This is a genomic window from Proteiniphilum sp. LBM24028, from assembly GCF_056629195.1.
On record NZ_CM152817.1, the window covers coordinates 926,936 to 945,275 of the forward strand.

General features: G+C 45.6%; 16 protein-coding genes. 8 read left to right on the forward strand and 8 right to left on the reverse strand.

Features of this window, described 5'->3' with window-relative positions; all coding sequences use genetic code 11:
* The first annotated feature begins 7 nt into the window (after nucleotides 1-7).
* From AC1HCU_RS03570 to AC1HCU_RS03585, 4 genes are all read left to right on the forward strand, one after another.
* Entirely contained in the window at nucleotides 8-1,027 is a 1,020-nt protein-coding gene (locus tag AC1HCU_RS03570; protein ID WP_480369162.1) for an electron transfer flavoprotein subunit alpha/FixB family protein, read from the forward strand.
* Nucleotides 1,028-1,825 (forward strand): TonB family protein, encoded by a 798-nt coding sequence (locus AC1HCU_RS03575; protein WP_480369165.1) that lies wholly within the window; start codon nucleotides 1,028-1,030, stop codon nucleotides 1,823-1,825.
* A 40-nt stretch (nucleotides 1,826-1,865) separates the two neighbouring features.
* Entirely contained in the window at nucleotides 1,866-3,584 is a 1,719-nt protein-coding gene (locus AC1HCU_RS03580; protein ID WP_480369168.1) for an acyl-CoA dehydrogenase family protein, read from the forward strand.
* 410 nt (nucleotides 3,585-3,994) lie between these two features.
* Nucleotides 3,995-4,423 (forward strand): hypothetical protein, encoded by a 429-nt coding sequence (locus AC1HCU_RS03585; protein WP_480369170.1) that lies wholly within the window; start codon nucleotides 3,995-3,997, stop codon nucleotides 4,421-4,423.
* Between the two features lie 222 nt (nucleotides 4,424-4,645).
* On the opposite strand, the gene AC1HCU_RS03590 is transcribed toward AC1HCU_RS03585, so the two are convergent.
* Nucleotides 4,646-5,554: a hypothetical protein gene (locus AC1HCU_RS03590; RefSeq protein WP_480369173.1), complete on the reverse strand. Its 909-nt coding sequence runs from the start codon at nucleotides 5,552-5,554 to the stop codon at nucleotides 4,646-4,648.
* Between the two features lie 223 nt (nucleotides 5,555-5,777).
* On the opposite strand from AC1HCU_RS03590, the gene AC1HCU_RS03595 reads away from it, so the two are divergent.
* The gene (locus AC1HCU_RS03595; protein ID WP_480369175.1) at nucleotides 5,778-6,371 is read left to right on the forward strand and encodes a sigma-70 family RNA polymerase sigma factor; all 594 of its coding nucleotides are present in this window, start codon (nucleotides 5,778-5,780) and stop codon (nucleotides 6,369-6,371) included.
* A gap of 846 nt (nucleotides 6,372-7,217) precedes the next feature.
* Here the strand turns inward: AC1HCU_RS03595 and AC1HCU_RS03600 are convergent.
* From AC1HCU_RS03600 to AC1HCU_RS03620, 5 genes are read right to left on the reverse strand one after another with little or no spacing between them, the layout of a single operon-like run.
* Entirely contained in the window at nucleotides 7,218-7,568 is a 351-nt protein-coding gene (locus AC1HCU_RS03600) for a DMT family transporter (RefSeq protein ID WP_480369178.1), read from the reverse strand.
* 18 nt (nucleotides 7,569-7,586) lie between these two features.
* A complete protein-coding gene (locus AC1HCU_RS03605; protein WP_321721959.1) occupies nucleotides 7,587-10,664 on the reverse strand; it encodes an AAA family ATPase in 3,078 nt (1,025 codons plus the stop codon).
* Complete coding sequence (locus AC1HCU_RS03610) at nucleotides 10,661-11,893, reverse strand: metallophosphoesterase family protein (protein WP_480369181.1); 1,233 nt, start codon at nucleotides 11,891-11,893, stop codon at nucleotides 10,661-10,663. Before AC1HCU_RS03610 ends, AC1HCU_RS03605 begins: the two co-directional genes overlap by 4 nt.
* A 52-nt stretch (nucleotides 11,894-11,945) precedes the next feature.
* Entirely contained in the window at nucleotides 11,946-13,193 is a 1,248-nt protein-coding gene (locus AC1HCU_RS03615) for an ABC transporter permease (protein ID WP_480369184.1), read from the reverse strand.
* A gap of 5 nt (nucleotides 13,194-13,198) precedes the next feature.
* Nucleotides 13,199-14,395 carry a pyridoxal phosphate-dependent aminotransferase gene (locus AC1HCU_RS03620; protein WP_480369185.1) on the reverse strand — a complete coding sequence of 399 codons (1,197 nt, stop codon included), beginning with the start codon at nucleotides 14,393-14,395 and terminating at the stop codon, nucleotides 13,199-13,201.
* A 133-nt stretch (nucleotides 14,396-14,528) separates the two neighbouring features.
* Here AC1HCU_RS03620 and AC1HCU_RS03625 point away from each other — a divergent pair, with 133 nt between their 5' ends.
* Nucleotides 14,529-15,335 carry a glycoside hydrolase family 16 protein gene (locus AC1HCU_RS03625; RefSeq protein WP_480369187.1) on the forward strand — a complete coding sequence of 269 codons (807 nt, stop codon included), beginning with the start codon at nucleotides 14,529-14,531 and terminating at the stop codon, nucleotides 15,333-15,335.
* Between the two features lie 97 nt (nucleotides 15,336-15,432).
* Here AC1HCU_RS03625 and queF read toward each other — a convergent pair whose 3' ends face one another.
* Nucleotides 15,433-15,891, reverse strand: coding sequence for a preQ(1) synthase (gene queF / locus AC1HCU_RS03630; RefSeq protein WP_480369190.1), 459 nt, complete (start codon nucleotides 15,889-15,891; stop codon nucleotides 15,433-15,435).
* Nucleotides 15,892-15,911: 20 nt separating this feature from the next.
* Nucleotides 15,912-16,583 (reverse strand): 7-cyano-7-deazaguanine synthase QueC, encoded by a 672-nt coding sequence (gene queC / locus AC1HCU_RS03635; protein WP_480369194.1) that lies wholly within the window; start codon nucleotides 16,581-16,583, stop codon nucleotides 15,912-15,914.
* Between the two features lie 188 nt (nucleotides 16,584-16,771).
* Between queC and AC1HCU_RS03640 the strand changes: the two genes are divergently transcribed.
* Complete coding sequence (locus tag AC1HCU_RS03640; protein WP_480369197.1) at nucleotides 16,772-17,116, forward strand: hypothetical protein; 345 nt, start codon at nucleotides 16,772-16,774, stop codon at nucleotides 17,114-17,116.
* Between the two features lie 109 nt (nucleotides 17,117-17,225).
* Entirely contained in the window at nucleotides 17,226-18,338 is a 1,113-nt protein-coding gene (gene pstS / locus AC1HCU_RS03645) for a phosphate ABC transporter substrate-binding protein PstS (RefSeq protein WP_480369200.1), read from the forward strand.
* Nucleotides 18,339-18,340: the final 2 nt, after the last annotated feature.

Below are 18,340 nucleotides of genomic sequence, written 5' to 3' on the forward strand. Positions count from 1 at the left end.
AAATTATATGAACAATTTATTTGTATATCTTGAAATTGAAGAGGGCACGGTAGCCGAGGTAAGTCTGGAACTACTCACCAAGGGACGCTCACTGGCCAACCAGCTCAACTGTAAAATGGAAGCCATTGCTGCCGGTGCAAACCTCGACGGAGTGGCCCAACAGGTTTTTCCATATGGCGTGGATGTGCTGCATATCTTCCGCGATGAACGTTTGTCGCCATACACCACCATGCCGCATACTTCCATCCTGGTGGAGCTTTTTAAAAAAGAACAACCGCAAATATGTCTGATGGGTGCCACCATCATTGGACGTGACCTTGGTCCCCGTGTTTCTTCGGCGCTGGGCAGCGGACTGACTGCCGACTGTACCTCGCTCGAGATAGGAGACCACGAAGAAAAGAAAGCAGGTAAACTCTACAAGGATTTGCTTTATCAGATACGTCCGGCATTTGGTGGTAACATTGTGGCCTGGATCATTAATCCCGACCACCGTCCGCAGATGGCTACGGTACGTGAGGGGGTAATGAAAAAAGAGATTCTCGATCCTTACTATAAGGGTGAAACAGTGGAGCACACTGTGAGTGATTTTGTGAGGGATGAAGATTTTGTGATCTCCATTATCGACAGACATATTGAAAAATCGAAAGTAAACATCAAAAACTCACCCATCATTGTTTCCGGGGGATATGGTGTGGGATCGAGGGAAAACTTCCAGCTCCTTTACCAGCTGGCCGACGTATTGGGTGCCGAAGTGGGAGCCTCGCGTGCGGCGGTGGATGCCGGTTTTACTGAACATGAGCGCCAGGTGGGACAAACAGGTGTTACCGTCCGCCCGAAGGTTTATATCGCCTGCGGCATATCGGGACAAATACAACATATTGCCGGCATGCAGGACAGCTCCATTATAATCTCCATCAACAACGATCCGAATGCACCCATCAACACCATTGCCGATTATGTGATTACAGGGGATGTGGAAAAGGTGATTCCGAAGATGATAAAATATTACAAGAAGAACACAAAGTAGATGAAAAGGAGCTGTTTTATATTCTTGCTCGTTTTAAGTTTACCGTCTCTTTTAGCCCAAGATACGATCTCTCTGAACCGTACTGGCAACTATGCCGTGGTCACGAAAGAATCGGATAAGATTATTAAGGTAGATATCTTTACTAGAGAAGGTGTACATAAAGGATGGGAATATTACTCCGAATATAATACAGACAGGAAAATTAAAAATGGACCATCACACCTTTTGTACTCCGATGGACGGGACAGCGTGACCCGTATATATGAAAATAATAATCTACACGGCAAAAGTGCAGAGTATTATCCTTCCGGTAGTAAAAAACTAGTGGAGCATTTCAAAAACGGGATTCGTGAGGGAACCTTGAGGGAATATTACCCGGACGGTTCTCTTCGCCGTGATGAAACATATCTTCGCGGAGAATATAACAAGGGGCGTTTTTTTGATGAAGATGGTAACGAGCGTCTTGCAGAACCTTATTGGCAGCATGCACAATTTCCCGGTGGGGTAAAAGCATTGTCCGCATTAATTATTGCTGCTATCCGCTACCCTGAGGATGCGCGAAAAAACAACATCGAAGGACGCGTCATAACAGACTTTATTATTGATAAAGATGGGAAAATGGTATCTCCCAGGACTGTCCGGGGAGCACATCATTTACTTGACAAGGAAGTAATGCGTGCTATTGAGGTTGTAGCTTTTATACATAAATGGGAGCCTGCCAAACTGGATGGGAAGCCTGTCAGGACGCGATACACGTTGCCTCTTGTTTTTGAAATTCCAAACCAACGTGAATTTTAAAATTTAGTATTGATAAAAACTTAATAATATTTCTCAAAACATGGCAAATTTTTATACAGATACACCGCAATTCAGACATTATCTTCAGCATCCACTGATGAAGCGAATTGTGGAATTAAAGGAGCGAAATTACGCAGATAGGGAGACGTATGACTATGCACCCATTGACTTTGAAGATGCGATGGACAGTTACGATAAAGTACTGGAAGTGGTGGGTGAGATCTGTGGCGAGATCATTGACCCCAATGCCGAGGAGGTAGATCACAACGGTCCTACCGTGGCCGATGGACGGGTAACCTATGCGGCAAACACACAGGAAAATCTTGATGTACTTAACAGGGCAGAGTTGATGGGAATGCGGTTTGGGCGCAGGTATGGGGGACTCAACTTCCCAATGGTACCTTATATGATCAGTGCCGACATTGTGAGCCGTGCCGATGCCAGCTTTCAGAATATCTGGATGCTGCAGGATTGTGGTGAAACCATCTATGAATTTGGAGATGAGACACAAAAAAACAACTATATAACCAGGGTGGTGAAAGGGGAAACAATGTCGATGGATCTCACTGAACCCGATGCCGGGTCAGATCTTCAAGCGGTTATGCTGAAAGCCACCTTCAATGAGAAGGAGAATCAGTGGTACCTGAATGGTGTGAAGCGCTTTATCACCAATGGAGATGCCGATATTCACCTGGTGCTGGCCCGCTCCGAGGAAGGAACTAAGGATGCCCGTGGCCTGTCGATGTTTATCTATGACAAGCGCACTGGCGGCGTGAATGTGCGCCGCATCGAAAATAAAATGGGTATCAAGGGAGCACCCACATGCGAACTGGTTTTCAAGAATGCCAAAGCTGAGCTTGTGGGCAGTCGTCGGATGGGGCTTATCAAATATGTGATGTCACTGATGAATGGCGCCCGCCTGGGTATCATGGCTCAGTCGGTAGGTATTTCCGAGGCTGCAACCCGTGAAGCGTATCAATATGCAATTGAACGTCGTCAGTTTGGGAAGGCCATCATCACCTTCCCTGCGGTATATGAGATGCTGGCAAATATGCGGGCCAGGACCGATGCATCACGTAGCGTACTTTACGAGACCTGCCGCTTTGTGGATATGTACAAGACTTTGGAGGATATTGCACGGGAACGCAAGCTGACACCCGAAGAACGGGAGGAGATGAAATATTATTCGCGTCTGGCCGATGCTTTTACACCGCTGGGGAAGGGAATGAGTAGCGAGTATGCAAATCAGAATGCTTACGATGCCATCCAGATTCATGGCGGCTCGGGCTACATGAAAGATTACAAATGCGAGCGCCTTTACCGGGATGCCCGCATCACCAACATCTACGAAGGAACTACACAGTTGCAGGTTGTGGCAGCCATTCGCCATGTCACCACCGGCACCTATCTGCAACGTATGACAGAATATGCTGCCATGCCGCTCACTCCCGAACTGGAGCCACTGAAGAACGTATTGGTACATATGACGGAAACGTATGAAAAGATGGTAGAGCAGGTCGTTTCTGCCAGAGACGAGGAATATCTCGATTTCCATGCACGCCGCCTGGTGGAGAGTGCCGGACACATCATCGCGGGGTATTTGCTTTTACAGGATGCAAACAAAAATCAGGAACTGTTCCGTCGCAGTGCGGAGGTGTATGTCCATTATGGTCGGAATGAAGTGGTGAAAAACTACAATTTCGTCACCCAGTCGCGTATCGAAGATTTAGGGTACTACAAACCGGTCTTCAACGCGTAAAGGTTCACTGTTTTCGGTTATGTAATGATCTCCAAAAGCTGAACAAGATTATAAATTAAAATTCCTGTGATAGAGCTCGGTATTATACCGGGCTCTTTCCATTTAGCCTGTTTTTTATTCTTTCATTGTTGTTAGGTAGCGGACCTTCCAATCCTGCGTTTCAGCTTTAATAATCCCCAAAAAGTTTTTGTCTGACTTTTGGGGTCGTATATTCCGAGTTAATCCCTTTCTTTTGATTCGAACAGATACGGAAATAATTTGTAGAATTAACCGGAAAGGTGAAAAAATATTTTTTGCAACGTTTGGGTGTTTTGTTTCGTCAATAATATTATAAAGTGGTCTCAGTACGTTATCAAATTCAACAAAAATTAAGAGTGAGCGATGTTCGTTGAAGAAAAATAGCCAATATTATGAAAAGTGAAATTTGCATTTTTATCCTATTATTAATGGGAATTTTACTCTTTTCTTGTGAGGAGAGAGATATTGATTTTGAAAGTGAATATGAAAGAAGCCATAAAGTATGGTTGACCTTTAAAGAATCATCCGGTAATACCCCTTTAAGGGAAGTCCTAATTAAGGGAGATGAGCTGTATGTAACCATTACTGCAAGCGGTTGCGACGGTTCTAGATGGGATACACGGCTAATAGATTCCGGTAAACTGGCCTATTCTAATCCTCCACAGCGCTATGCTAAAATAGAGTTTGTGAACAACGAAATCTGTCTGGCTGTGATATCCAGGACTTTCGTCTTCGACCTTAAACCACTCCGGGCAAAAGAAACCCGAAAAGTCTGTATCAATTTAGAAGGATGGATACAACCCTTGTTATATATATATTAACCGAAAGTTGGCGTTTTTTATGGGATACTCCCAGTCCTCAATCCCTTCGGATAAAATTTTTATTCATTGTCACTGATCGACAGCGATTTTGTGTGTCGGAGCACATGGAAGATGTACCGGAACGACTGGTATCAGTATGGAGTTATACAAAAAAAGTCGATTTTCCACGAAACCTTTATCACGGAGAACTGCGGAAATCAATGTTTGGAAATCTAAAATTACTTATCTTTTTCCCGGTCTAAAGAGTAACTCCAGTTTCGGTTGCGGACGCATCTTTCCGGTAAACATGTCCCGCATCCAGATCATTCCGGCCTCCACGCCGGTAGTTGTGTTGAACCAGTGCTCCACAGAACCGCCGTAGTAGGGAGTGCTCATCACCGGCATCATGGAGGCTGTGGTGCTGTTGTTCTGCTGCATCATTGGTATCCCGCCATAGCCGTTTAGATACCAGTTGTCGTTCAACCGGTAACGCCCGTGCAGATCTATCATCACGGCAGACTGAGAGACCCCGAACGTATTGCCTGCCGTTTGCATATAAGACAGACCTCCATCGACCATCAGGTTCCGGTTGATCTGGTAGCTGGCGTCCAACCCCGTGCTCCAGTGGGGCAATACACCGAAGTCGGAGTAGTAGCTGCCACTGGCACCCAAAATAAGCCGTGGGGAGATAAGATATTTTGCTCCGGTGCTCAGATTGTAATAGTTGCCCTTGCCGAAATAGGGCGTTTCCATCAAACCTAACGTAGCGGAACTATAGATTAGGAGGTTGCGTGAAGGTAGCATGCTGGCAACTACCGTGCGGCTTTTCGTATTGATAAAATCAGAAGCGGCACCGGACCACTGTATGGGAGAGAGTGGGGACGAGCCTCTTTCCCTGTTCAGGCTGATCCTGTGGCGCTGGTAGGGTGTGAATTGTGGCACCAGGTTATCTGCCGGATTGAGGCGGGGTAGCCGCAGAGGCATCGTCTCGTTGCGATTAATTGCCAGTGAGTCAGCCGTAAACTCCGATAATCTCCCGGACTCCAGCTTAAGACTATCCTGCTTCATCGGGTTATCCTGAGCTGGAAGGGTTGTGACAGGCAACAGTAACAACAAAGGCAGTAGCAATAAAAGAAAATAAAAACTTCTCATATGAATAAGTACTTAAAGAATGAGGTGACTCCAAAGTTAATAAACTTTTTAGGAACCTGATGTGAAGTATAGCTTGTCAAATTGTTCCTTTTAACATTTAAGAGTTGCTTGTTCCCGCTTTTTTCCTTTTCTTTGTTATCAAAATTCAATAAACGCTAAAATCGATTGCCTATAAGTCCTCTTTACTCTACTAATTAACATAACAATTAAAGAAGTAAAGCAAATGGATACTTTCTGCACGATGACCGATGAAGAATTGGTCGTTTCGTACGCTTGTGGCAATAACAATGCGTTTGATGTGCTCCTCGAGCGTCATAAACAGCCCCTTTACACCTATATTTTCTATACAGTCCGTCACAACGGTCTCGCGGAAGATATTTTTCAGGATACCTTCATAAAGGCCATTACTACAATCAAACAGGGTAGATATACAGAGAACGGTAAGTTCAAGGCATGGCTTATGCGTATTGCACACAATCTGATGATCGATTATTTCAGACAGAAGAAAAGCGAAAACACTGTTTCCTGCGACGACTATGAGCCGGATTTACGGAATAATTCTTCCTTCTGTGAAAATACCATAGAGCTTGAGTTGGTGCGCAGGCAGGTGCTCAGCGATGTCAGGAAGCTTGTTGCCTCTTTGCCTGATTCGCAACGGGAAGTGCTGGAAATGCGTTACTACAGGGATTTGAGTTTCAAGGAAATTGCGTTACAGACCGGAGTGAGCATCAATACGGCTCTGGGACGCATGCGCTATGCGATACTTAACATGCGCAAAATGGCTGAAGATCACAAGATGGTACTTACCATGGATTAGGAAATTCCAATAAAAAAACCCGGATTATCCGGGTTTTTTTATTGGGTAGGAGTTCAAATCGTTTTGCACGGACTGTGCAGATGTTTCTTTGCGTGCATTACTATTTTCAGTATTTCAAGTCAATAGAACTAAAAACAAACGTTTTAGGTTTATTTTTATCGTTCCATAAGGCAGATACTTCAGAATACGGATACTTCAAAAAATGTCTGAAACAGGGTTTGAAGCTGTTAAAGCAATCCTGAGAAGTCTCAATATCGTTCGGTTCGATAACTTTAAATCGTCTGATATTCATTTTTCCGGACTGTGAAGCAGAATCATTTACACGAACAATTTTTTTGTTTTACGATTGCAGGCAGGCCCGCAACTGTATCGTCAAAAAACGCCCGCGTAACAGTATTCAACCTTTATGAAATCTGATCATTGTTTTGCAAACTGTTGCATCGACCACCGAAGAAGAGAAGATATCCGTGAAGATTTATCTCCCGACGGAGCCGGTGACAAGAGCTTTTGCAAAAGTTACATGTGGCAGCAGAAATTCATTCAGTTTCTTCTAAAAAGCAGTAAAGCCTTCGTCGTTAAAACATTGGAATGACAAACTAAGTTTATTCATCTCTCGAATGAAATTCTTCCGGTCGTGTGCAAAATGTCAAAGAACTCCTATATTATTTTTACGCTGTGCGTAATTGTGATTTATTGTTCTCTGCAAATATAACGTCCGGGAATGGAAAAATACAAATATTTCGGGTTAAAAATATGAACAACTTCTTAACAAGTTCTTAACAGGATATCAACATTGGGATTAATGTGTTGTCCATTTGTATTTTACAGTCAGGTATGAACGGAAAGTCATGAATGATTAGATGTCATTTGTAGTCCAATAATTGAAAAAATAAGCGTACTAATAAAAAATATCCTCCAAAAAGTTACCGGTTCCCTGAATATCAGTATACCCAGTAGTACCGTGCTTGCTGCCCCGATACCTGCCCAGACGGCGTAAGCGGTTCCAGTTGGAATAGGGTGGGAGCCCCCCATCGATTTAAACAACAAAAACATGCTCAAACTAACCGATACCAAAAAGATAAGCACCCAGAACCATACTTCTCTGCCCGATGTATGTTGTATTTTTCCCAGACTCATCGCGAAGGCGGCTTCAAACAGACCGCCAATGATTAAAAGAATCCAATTGATACTGACCATAATAAATTAATATTAAGTTTATACTTCCCAACTACGATGAATGATGCTGCCATGTTCCTCCTCGTTTTCTACACGCAGATGTACCTCAATCTCCTGCTGCATTTCCTCCACGTGGGAGATAATACCGACGATACGGTTTTCCTTCCTGAGCGATTTCAGCGTGTCGAATACAATGTCGAGCGACTCCTTGTCGAGCGTCCCGAAACCTTCGTCCAAAAAGAAAAAATTCTGATTGGATTGGGTAATTTGCTGAATATTATCGGCCAGAGCCAGGGCGAGCGAAAGTGACGCCTGAAAATTTTGTCCCCCGGAAAGTGTTTTTACACTACGCACTTTTCCGCCGTTCATGAAGTCACGTACTTGGAAGTTGTTGTCCTCGGTGATCTCGAGACTCAGCCGTTGTCTGGTAAGTTGAAAGAAACGGTTATTTGCCACATGGCAAAGGTTCTGCAGGTAAACGGAGGAGATGTAATTCACGAACCCACTTGCCATGAAGAGTGATTTCATCATGCGGATATTTTCTCCTCTTAACAGTAGTTCTTCCTGTTCTTTAAGAAGTGAAGTCCGACGTTCCATATTTTTCAGTAACTCCTCCAGCTTTACGGATACTTTTCCCCGTTCGTCGGCTTTTTGTTGTTGCTGATCTTTCGACCACCTGAACTCCGCAATGATCTTTTGATGTACAGCACTATCATATTCACGTTCTCCAACCTCATTCCTGTATTGCTCAAATGACGATTTTCTTTTCAGCAGCTCCTCGTAAAATGCTTTGATGTTTTGTTTTTCTTTCTCGGTACTGATCGTCTCGGAAAGAATGGCAATCACCTCTTCCTCCGACCGGAAATTTGATTCTTCAAGTTCACTTTGCAGTTGTTGCTCCAGGCTCTCTCTTGCCGTCTGCTCCTTTTTCAATTCATTACGGTTGATATCCAGCCGCACTTGAATGCGATCTCTTTCGCTGTTATATCCCTGAAGCTGTTCGTTTCCTGTGACATATTCCTTTTCAATGCGGTCTGATGCTGCCAGCAACTGTTCCCTCTCTATTTCAATGCTTTCGGCAGAATCATCTGTATATTGTTCTCTGTGTACGACTTTCAACTGCTGCTGTAGTGTTCTCAGTTGGGCCTGATGATCCGTGAATGTATTCTTTAAATTCTCCAGCTTATCCCTGGCCGCATCTCTTTTTTTTGCCAACATTTCCAACTCTTCCGCAACTGTCGCGGCTGTTTTATCCTGTGTCTTTATCTCTTTGTCAATTCGTTTAGCCGTGTTAAATGCCTGATCGAGTTCCCCCTTATCGGCATATTTATCCCATATAAATTGTCCGTCATGTGCGGTGATCTTATGTAATAGTTCCTCTTTCTTATGCTGCCACGCAGATTTTTCGCGTCCAGTTTGCTGAATATTCTTTTCCAGCAGGTCGGTACTTCTTTCCAATCCGGTTATTTGTTTGATTCTTTCCTCCAGATAATTTTTTTCATCTTTGATTTTCAAAAGTCTCAAGCTGATATCTTCACTCCTATATAAGGCGGGGTGATGTGTGGAACCGCATACGGGACAGGGTGTTCCCTCTGTCAGATTTTCGGCATAACCCTTCAGCTTCTCCTTAACCCGTAAATGTGTTTCCAGCTCATGTAAAGCCTGTTGTTGACCGACAATCTCCTCCATGACTTTTCGTAATTGTTCCCGACAAAGAGCAAAATCAATACCGGATGGTAACATATTTAGCAGCGGATCAGCCAACAACACTGTCTTTTCTCTTTCAAATTTTGCTTCTTCCAGGTAGTAACTTTCGATCTTCCTTTCTGTTTCGGTCAATTGTTCAACAAGATGTTTTCTCTCTATATGCCACGTGTTGATGGAGGATAACAGGGCAAGATCGGGCATTTTTTGACGCAGGATTTTCAGATTATTTTCGAGTTGTTGTTTCTCACTTTTTCTAAATTCCGCTTCCTGAGATATCTTTGTCCAGTATTCTGTACCTTTAATCACCCTCGCCGATTCCTCTGCCATGTCTTTTTCGAGCGTCTTTATCCGTAAGAGACAGCTTAGATCATCAGCTTTTCTTTTCAGCTCTTCCCTTTTTTCATATTCCGGTTTTAGTTCATCCAGAAACTTGGCCAGTCGTTCAATCCCGACAATGATCAATTGTAATTTTTCATCGTCGGCGTGAATCGCTTCATTCCGCTCTTTTTCCTTTTTCCTGTGCTCCTTCAGTGATCCCAGCAGTTGCTTAAACCGGTTCACACATAACTCGTAGCGCGCTATTTTCTTTTCCAGTTCCTTGTAAACAGTCTCCTGCTTCTGCAGGGTTACATATTTTTTCTCGGCTTCCTCTTTCTTTTCGATCAAAAGCTGCAAACGACGGAACTGCTCTTCTTTTCTCTGATTTTGATCGATGATTGCCTCAAGCCCGTATATCTCTTTTTCAAGCTGCGATAACTGCTCCTGATATTGCTCTGCCTGTTCAGGAGATATTTCACCCAGTTGCTGCAACTTCCCGGTCACATTCTGAATCTTCTCGTTGTTTTTTCTCTCCAGGGAACCCACCCTGGAACTGAACTCAAACTTACCCAGGTTAAACAGTTCCTTCATCATCTGGGTACGGTCTTTGTTGCCAAGCTGTAGAAACTCCTGAAACTGTCCCTGTGGAATGATGATGGTACGCTTGAAGTTATCGTAACTCAATCCTGTTGCCTCTTCCAGTTCTCCGTTTCCGATCGGTACCCATTCTTTTGCGATCTTCCTGTAGGCCGATCGGTCAAGCGTCTTCACCTCATCAAATCGCCTGCTGTTGCGCTTGCCCGTTACAATGGAACGGAAGGTAGTCCGATCCCTGCCCGCTTCAAATATGAAATCGATCAATAATTCATCCGATTTAAGGTTCATCATGTTGTAATAGCGGTTGTCCCTTTTGTGAAGCCGGTCAGTTTCCCCGTATATAGCAAAAGTGATTGCTTCGAGGATGGATGATTTTCCGCTTCCCACGCCGCCAAAGATGCCAAACAATCCGGCAGCAGTCAGTTTGGTGAAGTCAATGACCTGCTTTCTCTGATAGGAGTAGAGCCCCTGTATGGTGAGCGAGATAGGTATCATTTCTCTTCCTCCTCCTCTGCCAGAATCTCCTGAAAAAGCTTTATCATCTCTGCATTGGGCTCCTGTCCTTTTGTATATTTGAAATAGTCCCGGAAAAGGCCTTCCATGTTTTGATTCAGGTCTATCTGCTTTTGTTGCGGGTGAAACAGGTTCTCCACACGGGAGAGCTCAGGGATAATGGCCACAATACCATCATGGGCTGTCTGCAATTTTCTTCGCTCCTGGGCCGTGAGGTAAGTGTCGGTGACCAGTGTGAGCTCCACTAAAGCATTTTGATTTTTCGAAAGCCATTCCAAAGCATCTTCCATCCCTTGTGCCTTTTTACGTAGGAGCTGCTTGCCACAGGCGAGGGGAATTTCACGCACACTGGCTGTCTGGTCAGGTACAACCTCCACCAGCAAAAGATATTTTTGCTGGTTTGCTTCGGCAAAGCTGTATGATAGCGGGCTGCCGCTGTAACAGGCCGGCGAGAAAGATGCATCTACACGCTGCATTCGGTGCAGGTGGCCTAGTGCCGTGTATTGAATCTGTGAAGGAATATTTTCGGTGTAAATTGCCTGCGCACCTCCCACATGGAGAATTGGCTTCTCTTCTTCCGGCTCCTCGGGTGGCACATCACCTTTTCTGATCATAAACAAGTGAGACAGGAGTATGTTGACACCCCGCTTGTCGCAATATCGGTCAGCCAGACTTTGCCATCTTCTGCCCAACAGCGCGCGTAGTTCATCCTCGCTATTTTCTTCTCCCAGAAATGTTCTCAATCTGTATTCGCTTGCGTAGGGGGTGATCAGGATACGTAACGGGATGTTGCTGCCGGGCAAAGCGATTTCAAGAAAACCTTCATCGGTTTTTAGTACTTTCAGTCCGGTTTCGAGCGTGAAGGAACTGACCTGTACGTTCGGATAGCCGGCAAAGATAATCCCACACTCGCGGGCAAGTGGATCGGGCGCTTCAATACGGTCGGGCGAATCGTGGTTTCCGGCAATGGCAATCACAGGCCGGTATCCGTTTGCGGTGAGTCTCTTCAGGGTTTTATACAATAGGTCTATTGCCTCGGTAGGAGGATTAAATGTGTCGAACAGGTCACCGGCGACCACTACTATATCTGCCTCTTCCCTGTCGGCAATCTCACATATTTCCTGCATCACCGCTTGCTGTTCCTCCAGGCGGGAGAAGTTTTCAAGCCGTTTACCCAAATGCCAGTCTGATGTATGAAGGATTTTCATCATTTGGTAACTTTCGGACAAATATACTCATTTGCCCCGAAAAAGCAGCAAAAGATTATTCGAACTGAATGGATTTGGCTGGCCTGATCCTGGCCACAAGATAGGAAGGACCAATCATCATTAACAGGGAGACAATCAGTGTACCGGCATTTAAGAGGATGATATAGAGTGGATTCATATCCACAGGTACGGCAGAGAGATAATAGGTGGAGGGATCAAGTCTGAGTAACTGCCATCGATTCTGAATAAAGCAAAACAATAATGCAATCACATTACCCCACAACATTCCCTGCCCGATGAGGAAGGCAGAGAGATAGAGGAAAACCTTGCGAATGCTGAAGTCTCTGGCTCCCATCGACTTGAGGATGCCGATCATGTTGGTGCGCTCCAGGATGATGATCAACAGTCCGGAGATCATTGTAAAGCCGGATACCACCAGCATGAGGATGATGATTACCCATACGTTCATGTCAAGCAGGTCGAGCCAGTTAAAGATCATGGGATTTATATCCTTGATGGAACGGGTGTAAAAAGTATTTCCCAGACGGTCTTTATGATCAGCCATCACAAAGAAAATTTCCTGCGCGGTTTCATCCAGCTTCTCGTAATCCTTTACAAGCACTTCAAGGCCGCTTGCCATGTCGTCATCCCAGCCGTTGAGGCGGGCAAGCATCTTCTTTTCAGTGATGATATAGAGTTTGTCATAGTCCTCGAAATTGGTCTCGTAGATGCCGCTGATATGGATACGACGTGCACGCACCGGATCCTGTATGAAATAACAGGTAAAACTGTCGCCCGTTTTCAGCAATAGCTTGTTGGCGATTTCCCTGGAGATGATTGCCCTGTTACCGGAGATGGTGTCGCCCGGTTCAAATACGCTCCCCTCCTGCAGGTTTTTACGAAAAAACTGCCAGTCGTATTCTTCTGACACCCCTTTGAGCACCACCCCCATAAAATTGTCGTCTGTCTTGATGATACCGGGCTTGGTGATAAACTCCTGGACATGACTTATGGCCGGGTTGGTGTTTAACTGCGTCAACAGCGTGTCGGAGACCGCAATGGGTGTATGTTCATAGGAAGCGCCACTCTCGAAGGCCGTTATCTGAATGTGGGAACCAAAGCCTATTACCTTTGCACGGACTTCTTTCTTGAAACCCACAATGATGCAGACGGCTATAATCATTACCGCCAGCCCCAGCGCAATGCCGGCAATGGCAATCCGGATGGCGGGCGATGAGACCCGTTTGTCGTTCTTCTTATCTCCCTTGTAGATTCGCTTTGCTATGAACAGTTCTGCATTCATGCATGTTATCTTCTGCCCGGATAAGCCTCCAGTGCTTTCTCTAGTACGGTGAGTGCTTTACCAAGTTCTTCCCTGTTCAGCACATAGGCAATGCGCACCTCGTTTATTCCCAGGCCTGGAGTAACATAAAAACCGGTAGCCGGCGCCATGAAGATGGTCTGCCCTTCATACCTGAAGTCGGAGAGACACCAGGCGCAAAAGAGATCGGCATCATCGATCGGAAGCCGGGCCAGGGTGTAAAAGGCACCTTGTGGCATGGGTGAGTAAACTCCTGGAATCCTGTTCAACCGGTCGATCAGGAAATCACGCCGTCCCTTGTATTCATCGAAGTTGTGTTGCATATAACTACCGTTCACTTTCAGCGATGCATTGGCAGCGATCTGCCCGATGAGAGGGGGACTTAATCGTGCCTGGCAGAATTTCATCACCGTGTCGTGCACCTTGCGGTTTCTGGTAATCAGCGCACCAATGCGGATACCACACTCGCTGTATCGTTTCGATACGGAATCGATCAGTACCACGTTCTCTTCCACACCCTCCAGGTGGCAAGCCGAGACATAGGGTGTGTCATTATATATGAATTCACGATACACCTCGTCGGAAAAAAGATAGAGGTTGTACTCTTTCACGAGTTTCCTGATTTGCTCCATCTCATGCGGCGTGTAAACATATCCCGTGGGGTTGTTGGGATTACAGATCAGGATGCCCTTGGTGCGTTCATTGATCAATTTTTCAAATTCCTCCATCGGAGGAAGGGCAAACCCCGACTCCATAGTCGAGGGAATGGTACGGATGACTGCCCCGGCAGAGATGGCAAAGGCCATGTAATTGGCATATGCAGGCTCGGGTACAATAATCTCGTCGCCGGGGTTCAGACATGCCATGAACGCGTACAGTACCGCCTCTGAGCCACCGGCAGTCACGATGATCTGTTCGGGAGAGAGGTCGATGTCATATTTTTTGTAATAGGTAGTCAGATTTTCCCTGTAAAACCTATACCCGTCACTGGGGCTGTATTCCAGCGTGGTGCGGTCAATTGCGCGAATCGCATCAAGTGCCGTCACGGGTGATGGAAGGTCAGGCTGCCCTATATTCAGGTGATACACTTTTACTCCCTCGGCCTTAGCGGCATCAGAGAGAGGTGCTAATTTGCGTATGGGTGATGCGGGCATTTGTACTCCCCGCAGCGAAATTTCCGGCATGATAACTGCAATATATAATTTGTTTACTGCTGATAATCTTTAAAGCAGAGGGCAAAGGTAGTAAAAAAGTTTCCTTATATGAGGGATAATCGTTACTTTTGCGATGAAAAAAATAATAAGAGAAGCATTTATAATGAAGAAGACAATATTTTGGCTGGCGTTGTCAGTGATCGTGCTGGGACCTATTTCCTGTACGACTCAGAAGAAGGATGCGGATGAAACCGCTAAAAAAGGCTGGACGCTTGTGTGGGAAGAAGATTTTGAAAAATCACCGGTTTCAGAGGACTGGTCAGTGATACCCCGGAACAAGAAGTTTCCTGCCTACCGCTTTATAAGTCAGTACGAAGGGCTGTATGTCTTTCAGGATGGCAACCTGGTGTTACGTGCGCTGGTCAACAGTGCGGAAAGCGATTCATTGCCGTTCCTTACCGGAGGCCTCCATCGCCCTGCTTTCAGGGCAGGCACAATCAACCGCATTGAAGTAAAGGCCCGGATGAATACAGTGGAGGGTGCCACCCCGTACCTGTCACTGATTCCGTCAGATAAAACGGAAAATATATCGATCGATTTCATGGAACGGTATGGACTGGATGAATTTATTTACCAATCGGTTACTTCTGAATATACCACTACACAGGGAATGCCTGACAATCCGCCTTCCAGTTCGCTGGTAGGAGTGAATCCCATGCAGTATCATGTCTATGCAGTGGAGACTTATGCCGACAGCGTGGTTTTTTACGTGGACGAAATACGTACCAAAAAATATCCGCGTATTCTTACCCAGATACCGGGTCAGTTTCCATTTCATGATTACGATTTCGACCTCTTTATCGGTGTCAGGTTGAATAAAGATACCGACCCGGCAGGGTTGCCGGCCGACTTGTTCATCGACTGGGTACGCTACTTTGAGCCGCAACAACCTGAAGCCACAAATAATTGATTAAGTTGATTTTTACAAATCATCAGGCCCATGGCTGCAACTAAAGTACGACCTTTAGTTGCAGCCATGGGTTTCTGTGAGTGTGGAATCTATGAATTTATAGTGGAAATGAGTGACTGAAGAGCCGTTCTTCGGCCAGTTTTTCATATTTTGTTCCCTTACGACCGTGATTGGCAAAAGGGTAAATACTGATTCCGCCCCGCGGTGTGAAGATGCCGGTTACTTCAATATATTTGGGATTCATGAGCGTCACCAGGTCTTTCATGATAATGTTCACACAATCCTCATGAAATGCGCCGTGGTTACGAAAGCTGAAGAGATAGAGCTTGAGACTCTTGCTCTCCACCATTTTCACGTCGGGAACATAGTCGATGCGTATGGTGGCGAAGTCGGGCTGACCGGTAATGGGGCAGAGACTGGTAAATTCAGGGCAATCGAACGTTACCCAGTAGTCGTTCTCCTGATGTTTGTTTACGAAGGCTTCCAGCATCTCCGGTGCATAATCCTGTTTGTATGTCGTCTTGCCACCCAGGTGGCTTAGTTCTTCCTGTTGCATAACTGGTGATATTAAGTGGTTTATTTACTATTTCGTTCGGACAGATACTCCTCCAGCCCCTTATTCCTTAGTAGACAGGCAGGACATTCACCGCAGCCGTTAGCCGGAATGCCGTTATAGCAGGTGAGCGTTTCGTTTTTAACAATATCAAACACTCCCAGTTCATCGGCAAGCTGCCACACTTGCTTTTTGTTACGCCACATGAGTGGTGTGTGAATTACAAACTGTTTATCCATAGATAGATTCAACGTGGCATTGGCCGAGCGGATGAACGTATCACGACAGTCGGGATATCCGCTATAGTCTGCCTCCGAGACTCCCGTGACCAGATGACGTATATTCTGTACATAGGCGAGAGTTGCTGCAAAAGTCAGGAAAAGGAGATTCCTTCCCGGTACAAACGTGTTCGGATAAGAGTTGGCCGGCTTTTCTCGGTCCATCTGCATAGAACGATCGGTAAGTGAATTGGGTGCCAGTTGTGAAATGATGGCTGTATCGAGTACCCTGAACGGCACCTCGGCAAGACTTGCCAGCCGTCGTGCGTTTTCCACCTCTTGCGTATGCCGCTGTCCGTAAGAGAAGCAAAGCGCATGGGTGTGACGGAAATTTTGTTTGGCCCAATAGAGACAGGTGGTGGAGTCCTGGCCTCCCGAGAATAGTACGAGCGCATCTTGCGCTTTATAATCATTCATTTTTTATTATTTAAAGCATCACTTTTCGTCTGCAAAATTAGCTTTTTTCCTGTAGTTTTTCAACTGTTTCGCTTGTTACAAGAAAATGCAGTCAAGGTTGAACATGTTATTGCACCTTTTGTTATATTAATATATCATCAGTAAACCGCCCCGATTTCATAATAATGTGGTTTAAAATTCATGTGGTTATGGATAATAATATGATGAAAGATATCCTGGAAAGTAATTCCAAACGAAATAGTACGGCCAAGGCGCTCCTTGTCCGCTGGAGGTGGAATCACGATAAAAGCCATCGCACACTGCTGGGGTTGCGTCTTGGAGGATTGGCCGAGACACAATATGACCTGAAGGTGAAATATCCTGAACAGTCAAATGAACAAATAACACTGGTTGTACATGCCGATCAGCTGGCAGGAATGAGTCTGGAAGAGAAAATCGATAAAGTGGTACTCTTACTCACCGATGACATGTGGAATTGGGATCCGGGGCAGACGATTAACTTCCGGGAAAAAGTAGGGAAGCTTATTAAATAAACCCAGGCCTAAAACGTAACCTAAATGTAACATTTTCGTAACCGAAGTGTAACATTCATATCGTACCTTTGTAATCAAAATCCGAGAAAGGACATTTAGGTTAATTCAAATGCGACAATTATTGCTGTGCTTCCTTCTGTCATTATTGGTATTATCATGTAACAATGTTTCCACCGGTTACGAAGGCAACCACGCCGGCACGTCCGTTTCGGGTGCCGGAGCTACTTTTCCCTATCCTTATTACAACATTGTTTTTCGTGACTACATGCGTCAGCATGGAAATGTTACGGTGAACTACGGTGCCATTGGCAGCGGCGGAGGAATCCGGAGCCTTCGTGACCGTTCGGTGGACTTTGGCGCGAGTGACGCTTTCCTTAATGAGAAAGAGATCGCATCGATGAACGGCGAAGTGATTCATATTGCCACCTGTATGGGCGGAGTGGTCATGGCCTACACGCTGGAAGGAGTGGACAGCCTGCGGTTGACGGGCCCGCTGATTGCCGATATTTACCTCGGAAAAATCAAAAAATGGAATGATCCCCGTCTTGAGACTGAAAACCCCGCAGTGAGATTGCCCGACCTGGACATTACTCCTGTTTATCGCTCCGACGGAAGTGGTACAACCTATAATTTTTCTGAGTATCTTTGCGTAGTGAGTCCGGAGTGGAAACAGATCATGGGCAAGGGCAAGGCGCTGAAGTGGGAGGCAGGTATTGCCGCGAAAGGTAACCCGGGTGTGGCTGGTATTGTGCAGCAGACGGAAGGGTCTATCGGCTACATTGGTTCTGAGTATGCACTTACCCTGAAATTACCAACGGCAAAACTTAAAAATCGTGCTGGGAGGTACGTGGATGCCACGCTTGAGACCATCTCGGCTGCGGCAAATGTGGAGCTGCCGGATGACATGCGGGCCACGATCACCAATTCTGATGATCCCAATGCCTATCCCATGAGCCTTTTTACATGGATACTAGTTTACAAAGATCAGGAGTATAATAACCGCACAGCAGAGGATGCATCACAACTGGTGGACTTGCTACGGTATATTATCAGCCCCAATGGACAAAAAGTGGCGGCACAGATCAATTATGCACCATTGCCTCTGCAGGCACTGGAAAAAAACAGTCAGCTGATAGGTAAAATAAACTATGGCGGTGCAGCTGTTCCTCCCGGAAGTATATCCGCGGTTGCCGACAGTGTAGGTACAGTTTTGAATGAATAAGA